The organism is Cobetia sp. Dlab-2-AX (genome assembly GCF_024124625.1).
In the GTDB taxonomy this organism is placed as follows: domain Bacteria; phylum Pseudomonadota; class Gammaproteobacteria; order Pseudomonadales; family Halomonadaceae; genus Cobetia.
This window is the reverse complement of record NZ_JAMXRV010000004.1, coordinates 160560-173312: the sequence shown is the minus strand read 5'-3', so window position 1 is coordinate 173312 and position 12753 is coordinate 160560. Positions and strand designations below refer to the sequence as shown.

General features: G+C 65.2%; 8 protein-coding genes. All 8 read right to left on the bottom strand.

The annotated features are described in order from the left end of the window. Position 1 precedes the first annotated feature (1 nt). The 8 genes from ligA to ccmE all read right to left on the bottom strand — a co-directional run bounded on the left by ligA (position 2) and on the right by ccmE (position 12748). Positions 2-2092, bottom strand: a complete 2091-nt coding sequence (gene ligA / locus NH396_RS08680; RefSeq protein WP_253063191.1) for an NAD-dependent DNA ligase LigA — start codon at positions 2090-2092, stop codon at positions 2-4. 371 nt (positions 2093-2463) lie between these two features. Continuing rightward, the gene (locus NH396_RS08675; protein WP_253063008.1) at positions 2464-3729 is read right to left on the bottom strand and encodes a cell division protein ZipA C-terminal FtsZ-binding domain-containing protein; all 1266 of its coding nucleotides are present in this window, start codon (positions 3727-3729) and stop codon (positions 2464-2466) included. A gap of 260 nt (positions 3730-3989) precedes the next feature. Next, positions 3990-7511 carry a chromosome segregation protein SMC gene (smc, locus tag NH396_RS08670; protein ID WP_253063006.1) on the bottom strand — a complete coding sequence of 1174 codons (3522 nt, stop codon included), beginning with the start codon at positions 7509-7511 and terminating at the stop codon, positions 3990-3992. A 249-nt stretch (positions 7512-7760) separates the two neighbouring features. Next, complete coding sequence (gene ccmI, locus NH396_RS08665; protein ID WP_253063004.1) at positions 7761-9125, bottom strand: c-type cytochrome biogenesis protein CcmI; 1365 nt, start codon at positions 9123-9125, stop codon at positions 7761-7763. Further along, on the bottom strand, positions 9122-9589 hold the full coding sequence (locus NH396_RS08660; protein ID WP_253063189.1) for a cytochrome c-type biogenesis protein: 468 nt from the start codon (positions 9587-9589) through the stop codon (positions 9122-9124). Before NH396_RS08660 ends, ccmI begins: the two co-directional genes overlap by 4 nt. Before the next feature lie 53 nt (positions 9590-9642). Next, complete coding sequence (locus tag NH396_RS08655) at positions 9643-10221, bottom strand: DsbE family thiol:disulfide interchange protein (RefSeq protein ID WP_253063002.1); 579 nt, start codon at positions 10219-10221, stop codon at positions 9643-9645. Continuing rightward, entirely contained in the window at positions 10218-12218 is a 2001-nt protein-coding gene (locus tag NH396_RS08650; protein ID WP_290441740.1) for a heme lyase CcmF/NrfE family subunit, read from the bottom strand. The genes NH396_RS08655 and NH396_RS08650 overlap by 4 nt, the downstream gene beginning before the upstream one ends. After that, the gene (gene ccmE / locus NH396_RS08645) at positions 12218-12748 is read right to left on the bottom strand and encodes a cytochrome c maturation protein CcmE (protein ID WP_253063000.1); all 531 of its coding nucleotides are present in this window, start codon (positions 12746-12748) and stop codon (positions 12218-12220) included. The genes NH396_RS08650 and ccmE overlap by 1 nt, the downstream gene beginning before the upstream one ends. Between the last annotated feature and the right edge of the window lie 5 nt (positions 12749-12753).

Below are 12753 nucleotides of genomic sequence, written 5' to 3'. Positions count from 1 at the left end.
CTCATGCACCCTCTCCCGCGCTGTCTTGCGCACTGTCTTGCGGATTGTCCTGCTGTGCATCAGCACCGGATTCCCATTCGGCCAGGCGCTTCACGAAGGTCTCTTCGTCCAGCACCGTGAGGCCCAGCTGCATGGCTTTCTCGAGCTTGCTGCCCGCAGCCTCGCCGGCGACCACCCCGGCGGTCTTCTTCGAGACACTGCCCGCCACCTTGGCGCCCAGCGCCTGCAGACGCGCCTTGCCTTCATCACGCGTCATGCTATCGAGGCTGCCGGTCAGCACCCAGGTCTGGCCTGCCAGCGGCTGGGGGCGCTCACCGATCTCGACCTCTTCCCAGCTCAGACCACAGGCGAGCAACGCTTCCAGCGTCTCGTTGTTGGTCGGCTGCTGGAAGAAGGTATGGATATGTGCGGCGACGATGGGGCCGACGTCCTCCACTGCTTCCAGCGCGGCTTGATCGGCTGCGCGCAGCGCTTCAAGCGTGCCGAAGTGCGTGGCCAGATTCGCGGCAGTGGCTTCACCGACTTCCCGGATGCCGAGGGCGTAGATGAAGCGTGCCAGGGTGGTGTTGCGGCTCTTGTCCAGCGAGGCGACCAGATTGGCGGCGGACTTCTCGCCCATGCGCGGCAGCTCAGCGAGCGTGGCAGCTTCCAGATGGAACAGGTCCGCCGGCGTCTTGACCAGCTCACGCTCGATCAGCTGCTCGATCAGCTTCTCGCCGAGGCCATCCACATCCAGCGCCTTGCGGCTGGAGAAGTGCTTGAGGGCTTCCTTGCGCTGCGCGGCGCAGATCAGTCCGCCCGCGCAGCGTGCCACCACCTCGCCTTCGAGGCGCTCGATCTCGGAGCCACACACCGGGCAGCCGTCCGGCAGCACGATGGCTTCACGGCTGGCACCTTCACTGGCGACCCGCACCACCTGCGGGATGACGTCGCCGGCGCGGCGGATGATGACGCTGTCACCGATCTGCACGCCGAGACGTTCCACCTCGTCCATGTTGTGCAGTGTGGCGTTGGAGACCACCACTCCGGCGACCTGCACCGGCGCCAGCCGGGCGACCGGCGTCAGCGCGCCAGTACGTCCGACCTGGAAATCGACGCCTTCCAGGGTGGTTTCCTGCTCCTGCGCCGGATACTTGTAGGCGATGGCCCAGCGCGGTGCGCGCGCCACGAAGCCCAGTTCACGCTGCAGACGCAGCGCATCGAGCTTGATGACCGCGCCATCGATATCGTGGTCGAGTCCATCACGCTGCTCGCCGAGACGACGGGTGTAGTCGATGATGCCCTGAGCACCGCGCACCACCTCAAGCTGCGGGCTGGTACGGAAGCCATAGTCGTTGAGCAGCGCCATCAGACCGGAATGATTCTGGCCGGCCTCGCTGGCGAGCAGCGCATCATCCACCCGCGCGACCTGATAGGCGCAGAATTCCAGCGGACGCGAGGCGGCGATATTGGAATCCAGCTGGCGCAGGCTGCCGGCGGCGGCATTGCGCGGGTTGGCGAACACCTTGCCATCCTCGTCGCGGCCGCGCGCGTTCAGCGCCTCGAAGCCAGCGTGACTCATGTAGACCTCGCCGCGCACTTCCAGCAGCTCCGGCAGATCATCCCCCCGCAGCTTGAGCGGGATCGAGCGGATGGTGCGCAGATTGGTGGTGATACCTTCGCCAGTGCGGCCATCGCCGCGCGTCACGCCTTGCACCAGCACGCCATTCTCGTAGATGAGCGACACGGCCAGGCCATCCAGCTTGGGCTCGCAGCAGAAGCTCAGCTCGTCACCCGCATCCTGGGCATCTCCCAGCTCCAGCGTTTTCGCCGCACGTTGCACGAAGGCACGCAACTCATCGTCATCGAAGGCGTTGTTGAGCGACAGCATCGGTACTGCATGCTGCACTTCCTCGAAGCCGCTGGCCGGCGCGGCTCCGACACGCTGGGTGGGCGATTCCGAGCTGATCAGCTGGGGATAGTCGGCTTCCAGCGCCTCGAGACGACGCAGGCGCGTGTCGTAGTCGGCATCGGTCAGCGTCGGATCATCCAGCACGTAATAGCGGTGACTGGCCTCGAGCAGCTCGCGGTGCAGCTGCGCGACCTCCTCCATCACCTTGGCAGGCACGCCTTCCACCGCGGCCGGTGCAGCGGAGCGAGAAGCGCTCGAGGCGTTGGGTTCATCGGCGGGCGCCGAAAACAGATCATCCTGGGCTGACATGACACTCACTCGAGACAATGGCTCGCCAGCACTGCCCATGAGCAGCACTGGTCGACCGGAAAGCGGATGGCGACGAATGCTCCGCGCTGGATCAAGCCCGGAGAGACGCCGTGATGCGGCCATTGTACTCAATGCGACCGCAAGTCCGAACCTTCAAGCCGCTTGGCGCAGCGATCAGCAGACACGAACGCCAACGGCGACCCGAAGGTCGCCGTTGGCGTTATGGCATGAATGGTCGACTCAGAGAATGGCTGGGGAGTCGATCAGTTGGCCTGGTAGCGATGCAGACGGTTGCGACGCTCGAACTCGTGCACCTGCTGGCGCTTGAACTCGATAGTCTGGGCCGTCATCACGCTGTGGTTCTCGTCTTTCAGCTCACCGCCCAGACGCCGCACCAGCAGCATGGCGATCTCGACCATGGTCTCGAAGGCGGCGGAGGTGTCGTCCGCGCCCGGCAGCGGCATCAGGAAGGTGACGCCGTCGAGCTGGCTTTCCACCATCTCGGCCGGCTTGAAGATGCCCGGCTTGACCACGTTGGCCATCGCGAACTGCAGCGGGCTGTCGTCGTCATCTTCCTCGTGACGCAGGAACAGCCCCATCTCGGAATGACGCAGACCACAGGCCAGCGAGATGCCCAGCACGTCTTCACCACTGAAACCTTCGTCGCCCCGCGCCATCACCGAGATGATGATGACTTCACTGGCATCGGCCAGGGTGTCACGTGCGAGCTGGTCATCGACCTGATTGCGTTCGGCACGCAGCACCAGCGGATGACGATCGTCCTCGGGGGCTGTGGCATCGGCAGCAGGCGCGGCGGCCGCTTCCAGTGAAGGTTCCTGGCGCTGGGAAGTACTGCTGGCGCCATCGGCCGGCTTGCCAACGGACGACGCCTCAGCCTTGGCATCCTGACCTTCCTCGATCTCGGCCATCGGCTCGAGATCATCGGCCTGAGTGGAGGAGACACTGATGCTGTCGTCCTCGGCGGTGATCAACGGCTTCTCATGGAAGTCGTCTTCGCGCGCCGTCTCGGCCTGCTCACTGGAGGCGCTGCCGAGCACAGGCTCACGATGCGCATCGTCGTGCTCATGCTCGTCATCACGCCGTGCGCCCAGACTGGCCGTCACGTCGCGCATCGACTGGCTGGCACGCGCACCGAAGGCAGCCGCACGCTCGCCGAAGCCCTTGCGCTCCGTTGCTTCACGACGCTCCATGGGCTGCACCGGACGACTCGGTTGAGTCACCCGCGAGGCCTTGATGCCGTGCGCATTGTCGAGCACGACATCTTCCTCGGCCTCGGCATGCGTCCCGGAATCGCCAACCACCCGGTAGCCGCCGTTCGGCAGCTCCCAGTTGTCACGTTCTTCCTCTTCTTCCACCGCGGGATTGCCCGCATCGTCGGTGGAATCCTCTGTACCCGCTCGATCCAGTCGGGGTACTCGACGTTGACGTTGGAGCCTGCGCACACCGTCAACGACGATGATTGCGACCAGCACCAACCCCAACAAGATGAGCCACTCTCTCAATTCCATGGGTCATTAGCCTATTTGCTTGGGCACCATGCACGTGAACAGCATAGCGCGATTGCAGAAAAAGGGGACATTTTTTCGAATGTCAATCCTGTGGTGGTGACCTGCGCAATCGCCCTTCAATTATCCCTGACTGACACTATGACGCAAACTCGTAGTGCTTTCGATGTCTAGATGCAACACGATCTTGCCAACCAGGCCGCCAAGGCGGCCACTGGCTACCGCGCCGGAGGATGACCTTGCCCTCCTGAACGGCTTTTCCCTCACGCTTCGGCAAGCACGGCAGCTTCTTCTATCCCTACAGAGACAAGGCGCGAGACGCCGGGTTCCTGCATGGTGACGCCCATCAGCCGATCTGCCGCTTCCATGGCGATCTTGTTATGGGTGATATAGATGAACTGTACGCTTTCCGACATCTCCTTCACCAGCCTTGCATAGCGTCCGACGTTGGCATCATCCAGCGGCGCATCCACCTCATCGAGCATGCAGAACGGCGCGGGATTGAGCTGGAAGATGGCGAAGACCAGCGCCAGTGCCGTCAGTGCCTTCTCGCCGCCTGACAGCAGGTGGATGGTGGAGTTTTTCTTGCCCGGTGGCCGCGCCATGATCGCGACTCCCGTCTCCAGCAAATCATCACCCGTCAGCGTCAACCATGCAGTTCCGCCCCCGAAGATCTTGGGGAAAAGCGCCTGGATTCCGGCATTGACCTTGTCGAAGGTGTCCTTGAAGCGCACCCGTGTTTCCTGGTCAATCTTGCGGATGGCGCGCTCGAGAGTCTCCAGCGCTTCGCTCAGCTCGGCATGCTGGGCTTCAAGGTAGTTGCGACGCTCGGCCTGCTGGTCGTATTCCTCGATGGCTGCCAGGTTGATGGCCCCCAGCCGCTTGATGCGCTCGCCGATCTGCTCGAGGTTGTGACTCCAGGCCGATTCAGTGGCATTGGGGTCCAGCTCGTCCTCGAGCTGCGCGATCGCCGCCTCGTCATAGCCCAGTTCCACCAGTTGCTCGTCCTGCGCATCGCCCTTGAGGGTCAGCGCCTGCACCTGCATGCGGCCTTCCTCGAGGCGCTGGCGAATCCCCTCGAGATTGCGCTCATGAGTCTGACGCGCCTGCTCCGCCTGACGCATCTGTTCGACCAATTCATGAGTCTTGTCACGACAGGCGTTGAGCTTGGTTTCCTGATACAGACGCGTCTCGAGCAGCATCTCGAGCTTCTCGCGCTCTTCTTCCTGCGGCAGCGAGGCTTCTTCACGGCTGGCCTCGAGCATCTCGATGCGCTCGGCGAGCTTCTCGCGCTGCTCGACGGCTCGCATGCGCTGGCCCTGCATGCCGTCACGTTCGGTGGTCAGGCGCTGACGCTCCATGTCGAGACGGTTGACCTGCTCACGCGCTGGCGCCAGCTGGGCACGCAGCCCGGCCAGCGCTTCCTGATGTTCGCGCCGTGAACGCTCCAGCGACTCACGTGACTGGGCGTTGTTCTCGACCGCCTCCAGTGCCTGCTGCCAGCGCTCGCGCGCCTCCTCCAGCGTCAGGGCCTGAGTCTCGCGCGTTTCCGCCAGCTGCTCGAGCTCCTCATCCAGCTCACGAGCGCGACCATCGACATGCTCCAGACGGCTGGCGATGCCGGCTTCCTTGAGACTGAGTTCACGCTGGCGCTCGCCCAGCTCGCGCTCTTCGACGCGCAGATGCTCGAGCTGCTGCTCGGCGCCGGCAATCTGTTCCGCGGCCGCGGCCAGGCGCGTCTCGATCTCCTCGAGACGCTCATCCAGTGACTCGAGCTCCAGCACGACCTGCTCGAGGCGCGCCCGCTGGGCGATGACGCTATCGGCACGCTCACCAGCCACCTGACGGCGACTCCAGCCCTGCCCCAGCCACAGGCCATCCGGCGTCAGCACGCTCTCGTGCGCGGCCAGCGAGCCACGCCTGGCCCAGGCGGCTGCTTGCGACTCGACACAGTGGATGCTGGCCAGCCAACCGGTCAGGGCATCCGCGCCGCTCACCTGCGCCGCCAGTGTGCCTTCTGGGCGGGCTGCCGCGCTGGACGCCGGCGTGCCATCGATCAGCAACAGCTCGCCGCCGGGCAGCTCATCCATCAGCGTGGCCAGCCGCGACGGCTCGCCCGCCGCCAGACGCGCCTTGAGGAAGGGGCCCAGTACCCAGGCACTGGCCGATTCCCAGCCCTCGGCGACCTCGAGCCCCTCGGCCAGCGCCGGGGTCTCGGCGAGCCCGTGCTGCTCCAGGTGGCTCGCCAGGCTGTCATCGTCATCACGCAGCGCCGCGTCGATCAGTGCCTCAAGCGAGGCCTTCTCGCCCTGCAAAACATTGCGACGCTGGCGCAACTGATCGCGCTCACCATCCAGCGCCAGACGATCGGCCTGAGCCTGCTCACGGGCTTCACTGGCCTGCTCGCGGCGCGACTCCAGTGATTCGCCGCCCAGCGACAATTCATCGAGTTGCTCGCGCAGCTCCTCGCGGGCTTCACGCAGCTCGGCGACATCCGGCAGCTCCGCCAGCTGCTGACGACGGCGCTCGCGCTGGCGCTCGGCGTCGGCAATGGCATTCTCGAGCTGCTGGATCTCGCTCTGGGCCCGCTCGGCGCCACGCTGGGATTCGTTGTCGGCCTGACTGAAGCGCTCCCACTCGCTCTGGCTGTCCTGGCGGCGCTCTTCGGCCTCTTCCAGTGACAGCTCGAGCCCTTCGAGGGTCTCGCGGGCCAGCTCGAGTTCCGGGGCGATGTCTTCCAGGCGTGCATCGATCATCTCGAGGCGCTCGCCGTCCTCGCCCTCGACGCGCTGGATGTCGCTCAGCTCGCGCCTGGCCATCTCGAGGTCCGTCGCCAGCTGCTGTTCCCGGGTGCGGGCGTGCTCGAGGCTCTGCTCGAGGCGCGCGATCTGGGCACCGGTCTCATAGAAGGCGGCCTGATGGGTTTCCAGCTCTCCCGCCAGCTCGTCGTGCTGATAGCGCTGCTCTTCCAGCTGGCTCTCGCACTGACGCTGACCGAGAATCTCGCGCTCGACGCCGGTTTCCAGCTCCGCGACGCGTGACTGCTGCTCGCGCTGCTGGGCACGCAGGCCCCGCCGACGCAGCACGGCCAGCTCGCCCTTGAGGCGGTATTCGTCCTGTTTGAGGGTCTGATAGCGCTTGGCGGCCTCGGCCTGACGCTTGAGGCGCTCGAGCTGCTTGTCGAGCTCCTCACGCAGGTCATCCAGGCGCTCCATGTTCTCCTGGGTGCGCTTCATGCGGTTCTCGGTCTCGCGGCGGCGCTCCTTGTACTTGGAGATGCCCGCGGCTTCCTCGAGGGTGCTGCGCAGGTCATCCGGGCGCGCCTCGATCAGCTGCGAGATCATGCCCTGACCGATGATGGAGTAGGAGCGCGGCCCGAGGCCTGTGCCGAGGAAGACGTCAGCGATATCACGCCGGCGACATTTCTGGCCATTGAGGAAGTAGCCGGACTGGCCATCACGCGTCACAAGACGCTTGACCGCTATCTCGGCATACTCGGACCAGGCGCCACCGAGGCTACCGTCGGCATTGTCGAAGGTCAGCTCGATGGAGGCCTGCCCCACCGGCTTGCGCCCGGTGGAGCCATTGAAGATGACGTCCGTCATCGACTCGCCACGCAGGTTCTTGGCGCTGGACTCGCCCATCACCCAGCGCACAGCATCGATGACGTTGGATTTCCCGCAGCCGTTGGGGCCGAGAATCGCCGTCATGTTGCTGTCGAAGGGTACGGTGACCGGATCGACGAAGGATTTGAAGCCGACCAGCTTGATCGATTTGAGCCGCATTGCGCCTGGCGCGTCCTTGAGTCTGGGAGAAGAGTGGCTGGTGCAGAAAACCTGACACGCTCCGGCCTTGCAGACCTCCGTGGGGAGATCCCGCACCACCGCAGGGTAAACATGTCCTTACGACGAGACAGCCGGTCATCGAGGGGGTTTTCGAAAACCAGCGCGCAGTCTACCCAAAAGCGGCGATGGCCCCAACCGGCGCAATGACAAACGAAGCCGTCATCGCGCAGGGCAGGGACCAATCGCGGCTTACTGAGTGACACGGTGGTCGATACGCAGCATCAGCGGCGCGTCCGCAGCCTCATGGCCGACATCAGCATCGGTGCTGCGAGTAACGATGACATTCTCGAGCGTGCCTTCGAGATCCCCCGGCTGGGCCGTCGGCTGGCCGGAAGCGGAGATACGCGCCACGAGATCGACGCGCTCCGCCATCGAGAGCCGTGCCATCGGGGCCATGGCGTTGTCGTCCGACAGAGTGAGCGTCAGCGGCAGCTTGTCCGCGGTGGTGCGCACAACTGCCAGCGGCGGCAGCTTGCCTTCACCATCGCGTGCCACGATGAACAGGGTTGCCGCTTCGGCACTGACCGGCAGCGCCGCCAGCTGCGCCTCGAGCGCCGGGTCCAGTGACACCTTGAGCGTCAGACGTGCAGCGCCCTCTCTGGTGTCCTGATCAGCCCTCGCTCCCTGCGCATCCGCGGCGTCTTTATCTCTCGCTGCCGAGGGAGCCAGGGCGACCGACGCATCGACATCACCGGCACTGGCCATGCGCTGACGCGCGGCCTTGATGCCTTCGCGCAGCGCCTTGGCGGCATCGGGATTCTCGAAGCCGGCAATCGCCTTGCGCCAGTAATCGATGGCCTCGGGATAGCGGGCATGATCGAAGGCCTCGATCCCGAGCAGGCCGAGTACCGTCGGCTGACGCGGATCGTCCGCCAGCACTTCATCGACCAGCGCCTGGACCTCATCGGTCAAGGTACGCTGGGCGGCGAAGAACTTGAGCTGCGCCAGCTGCGCGATCAATGCGGGCACGCGGCCTTCGAGCGCGATCAACGCCTCGAGCGACTGCATGGCCTCATCGAGGCGTCCGGCATCGCGGTAGAGCGGGAACAGCGCCATCCATACCTTGGCGTTGTCGGGCTGGGCTTCGGCCTCGGCGCGCAGCCGGGCGATGCGAGCTTCGAAGCTGGCGGCGTCGTGGATCGGCGTGGCGGCAATCGCCTGCGCCAGCGCCAGGTCCCCGCTCGCGCCCTCGCGCTGATACCAGTAGAGCGAGCCCGCCACCATCGCCACCAGCAACACGGGCACCAGCACACGGCCGCTGCTGGCCGCCTTGAGCGGAGAGCGCTTGAGGGATTCAGCATCTTCGAGCAGGCTGCGTTCCAGCTCGACCCGCCCTTCCGCCAGAGCCGTGTCATCCAGCTCACCACGCGCATGGCCGCGCTCCAGCGAGGCCAGTCGACGCCGATAGACACGCACGTTCTCGGCGCCGAGGCTGTCGTTGTCCTCGAACGCCTGCTGATCGGCATGCACGCGACGCGCCCGCCGCAACGGCAGCAACAGCAGCCAGCCGGCGGGAATCAACAGCACGGCGATCGCCAGCCATAGCAGAATCATGAGCGCTCCTTTGCATCTTGCGGTGCATCACGGTGCGCGGCGAGCAGCGCCGACAGGCGTGCCTGCTCGTCAGCATCCAACGCACGCACACGTGCGCGCCGTCGGGCACGCACGATCAGCGTCACGATCCCCAGGCCGATCAGGATCAGCGCTGCCGGACCGCCCCACAGCAGCCAGGTGCGCCCATCGAGACGCGGATTGTAGAGCACGTACTCGCCGAAGCGCGCGACCATGAAATTCTGGATCTCGCTGTCGCTGCGGCCGTCCTTGAGCAGGTCCGCCACGTTCTGGCGCATGTCACCGGCGATGGGGGAGTCCGAGTCACCGATCGCCTGGTTCTGGCACTTGGGGCAGCGCAACGCGGCAGTCAGGCTGTCGTAGCGCTTCTGCAGCACCGGATTGTCGAACTGATGCATCTCGATGGCGGCATGCGCCTTGCCGGCAGACAGCCAGGCAAGAAACATCAGTACCACCAGCGCCTGCACCAGCGGGATGGCGACACTCCTGAGTACGGACTTCACGAGCTGGCCTCCTCATCGGGCGTGCTGGCGGCGTCAGGCGCGGGCTCTGCAATGCGTTCAAGCGTCGGCAGGATGACGTCGCGGACATCTTCGGGGCGGATGTAGCCGGTGTGGTGATAGCGGATCACGCCCTCGGCATCGACCAGGAAGGTTTCCGGTGCCCCATAGACGCCAAGATCAAAGCTCAGGGTGCCGTCGGGGTCGAACAGATTGATGCTGAACGGGTTGCCGAATTCCTCCAGGAACTGGCGGCCCTTGGCGCGGGTGTCCTTGTAGTCGACGCCGACCATGTGCACGCCGCGGCTGGCAAGATCCAGCAGTTGCGGCATCTCGTGCTTGCAGGTCGGGCACCACTCGCCCCAGACGTTGACGAGGCTGACCTGCCCCTTGAGCAGCGAGGCATCGAGGCGCGCCTGCGGCTCACTCAATGTGCTGAGCGAGAATTCGGGGAAGGGCCGCGACAGCAGCGCGGAGTCCCGTGCGTAGGGGTCATCATCGAGGCGCTGGTAGAGGAAGGCACCCAGCCCCACCACGACCACCAGCGGCACGAACAGCACCAGACGATGAAGATTCATGGGCGGGCCTCCTGTGTGGCGTTAGAGCGGGTGTTAGACGCCGTGCTGGCCTCGACACGGCGGCGATAACGGCGATCCAGCACGGCGATCACACCGCCCGCCCCCATCAGCAAGGCGCCCAGCCACAGCCAGCGCACGAAGGGTTTGACCTGGATGCGTACCGCCCAGCTATCGTCATCCAGCTTCTCGCCCATGGCGACGTAGAGGTCACGCGTGAAGCCGGCATCGAGCGCGGTCTCGGTCATTGGCATGCCGCTGGCCAGGAACAGACGCTTCTCGGGATGCAGTGTCGTCACGGGGTCACCATCGCGACTGACTTCCACCGTGGCGCGGTCCGACAGGTAGTTGGGGCCGCGATATTCGCCAAGCTCGGTCATGCGGAACTGATAGCCGCCCACGCTGACCTCCTTGCCCTGCACCATGCGTACGTTCTCGGCGACCTCGGTATTGGAGACCAGCGTCACGCCGACGATGGTCACTGCCAGGCCAAGATGCGCCAGTTGCATGCCCCAGTAGCTGGGCGTGAGGCGCTTGAGCCCCGCCCAGCGCCCCGCCTTCGAGGCACTCTTGTCCCACAAATCGCGCAGCAGCGGCAGCACCACCCACAGCGCGATGACCAGCCCGAGTGCCACCGGGAAACTCCACTCGATATCCAGCGTCAGTGGCAGCAGGCCACCGATGAGGAGTGCCGCGCTGCCGGCCAGCGCAAGACGGCGCGTAAGCTCGCGACCCGGCATCTGCTTCCAGCGCGAGGCCGGCCCGAGGCCCATGAAGGCACACAGCAGCGTGGTCAGCGGCACGAACAGCGCATTGAAGTACGGCGGGCCCACCGAGATCTTGCCCAGTCCCAGCGAATCCAGCACCAGCGGATAGAGAGTGCCCAGCAGCACGGTGACCATCATCACCAGCAACACGAGATTGTTGACCAACAGGAAGGCATCCCGCGACAACCAGTGAAAGCCCAGCGTCGAACGCACGCGCGGTGCGCGCAACGCGAACAGCAGCAGCGAGCCACCGACGGTGATGCCGAGCAGCACGAGAATGAACAGCCCGCGGTCGGGGTCACTGGCGAAGGCGTGCACCGAGGTCAGCACCCCGGAGCGCACCAGGAAGGTGCCCAGCAGTGACAGCGAGAAGGCGAAGATCGACAGCAGTACCGTCCAGCTCTTGAAGGCGCCGCGCTTCTCGGTGACCGCCAGCGAATGGATCAGGGCGGTACCGGCCAGCCACGGCATCAAGGAGGCGTTCTCCACCGGGTCCCAGAACCACCAGCCGCCCCAGCCGAGCTCGTAGTAGGCCCACCAGCTGCCCAGCGCGATGCCGACGGTCAGGAAGGCCCAGGCGATGTTGGTCCAGGGGCGCGCCCAGCGTGCCCAGGCGGCATCGAGACGCCCGCCCATCAGTGCCGCCATCGCGAACGCGAACGCCACCGAGAAGCCGACATAGCCCATGTAGAGCATCGGTGGGTGGATGATCAGCCCGATATCCTGCAGCAGCGGATTGAGGTCCGCGCCGTCAGCCGGCATGTCCGGCAGCAGGCGCGCGAAGGGATTGGAGGTCAGCAGCACGAAGGCCATGAAGCCGGTGGAGATCAGCCCCATGATGCCCAGCACCCGTGCCAGCATGTCGCGCGGCAGATGGCGCGCGCCCAGCGAGACGGCAAAGCCCCAGCCAGCCAGTATCAGACTCCACAGCAGCACCGAGCCTTCATGGCTGCCCCACACGGCGCTGAACTTGAAGTACCACGGCAGCTGGCTGTTGGAGTTGTTGGCGATGTAGGCGACGCTGAAATCATCCAGCAGGAAGCTCGCGGTCAGGCAGGCATAGGCGATCAGCACGAACAGGAACTGCCCCCAGGCCATCGGCTGGGCGAAGCTCATCCACAGCGGACGGCGCGTACTGGCCCCCGCCAGCGGTACGACCGCCTGCACACAGGCCAGACAGGCGCCCAGAATCAGCGCGAAGTGGCCGATTTCCGGCAACAGTTGCGTCACCATCACGGGGTCTCCTGCGGATCGAGCGCGGCCTTGGCTGCGCTGCTGTCGCTGGTCTTGTTGTCAGCCGCATTGCCGGTCTCGTTGCCCGTCCTGTTACCAGAGATATCGCGCCCGGAGGCCTTCAGCGCCTCCGACACCTCCGGCGGCATGTACTTCTCGTCATGCTTGGCCAGCACCTCGCTGGCCTCGAGATGCTCACCATCGAAGGTGCCCATCACCACCACGCCCTGCCCTTCACGGAACAGGTCCGGCAGGATGCCCTGATAATGCACCGTCACGTCATGATCGAAATCCGTGACGGTGAAGATGGCATCCAGCGTCTCGTTGTCACGCCTGACACTGCCCTCACGCACCATGCCACCCGCACGGATCTGCCGCCCCTGGGGCGCTTCGCCACTGGCGATCTGGGTCGGGGTATAGAAGGCGTTGATGTTGGCGCGCAGGGCATAGAGGGTCAGACCCACCGCGAGGGCGGCCAGCAGCACGATGGCCGTGACGATATACAGGCGCTGCTTGCGTTTGGGAGTCATGGTCA

Excerpts from the sequence above, each read along its gene's own strand:
- NH396_RS08675 (WP_253063008.1), bottom strand. The coding sequence starts at position 3,729 with ATGGAATTGAGAGAGTGGCTCATCTTGTTGGGGTTGGTGCTGGTCGCA.
- NH396_RS08660 (WP_253063189.1), bottom strand. The coding sequence starts at position 9,589 with ATGTTTCTTGCCTGGCTGTCTGCCGGCAAGGCGCATGCCGCCATCGAG.
- NH396_RS08655 (WP_253063002.1), bottom strand. The coding sequence starts at position 10,221 with ATGAATCTTCATCGTCTGGTGCTGTTCGTGCCGCTGGTGGTCGTGGTG.
- smc (WP_253063006.1), bottom strand. The coding sequence starts at position 7,511 with ATGCGGCTCAAATCGATCAAGCTGGTCGGCTTCAAATCCTTCGTCGAT.
- ccmI (WP_253063004.1), bottom strand. The coding sequence starts at position 9,125 with ATGATTCTGCTATGGCTGGCGATCGCCGTGCTGTTGATTCCCGCCGGC.
- NH396_RS08650 (WP_290441740.1), bottom strand. The coding sequence starts at position 12,218 with ATGGTGACGCAACTGTTGCCGGAAATCGGCCACTTCGCGCTGATTCTG.
- ccmE (WP_253063000.1), bottom strand. The coding sequence starts at position 12,748 with ATGACTCCCAAACGCAAGCAGCGCCTGTATATCGTCACGGCCATCGTG.
- ligA (WP_253063191.1), bottom strand. The coding sequence starts at position 2,092 with ATGGAGGAGGTCGCGCAGCTGCACCGCGAGCTGCTCGAGGCCAGTCAC.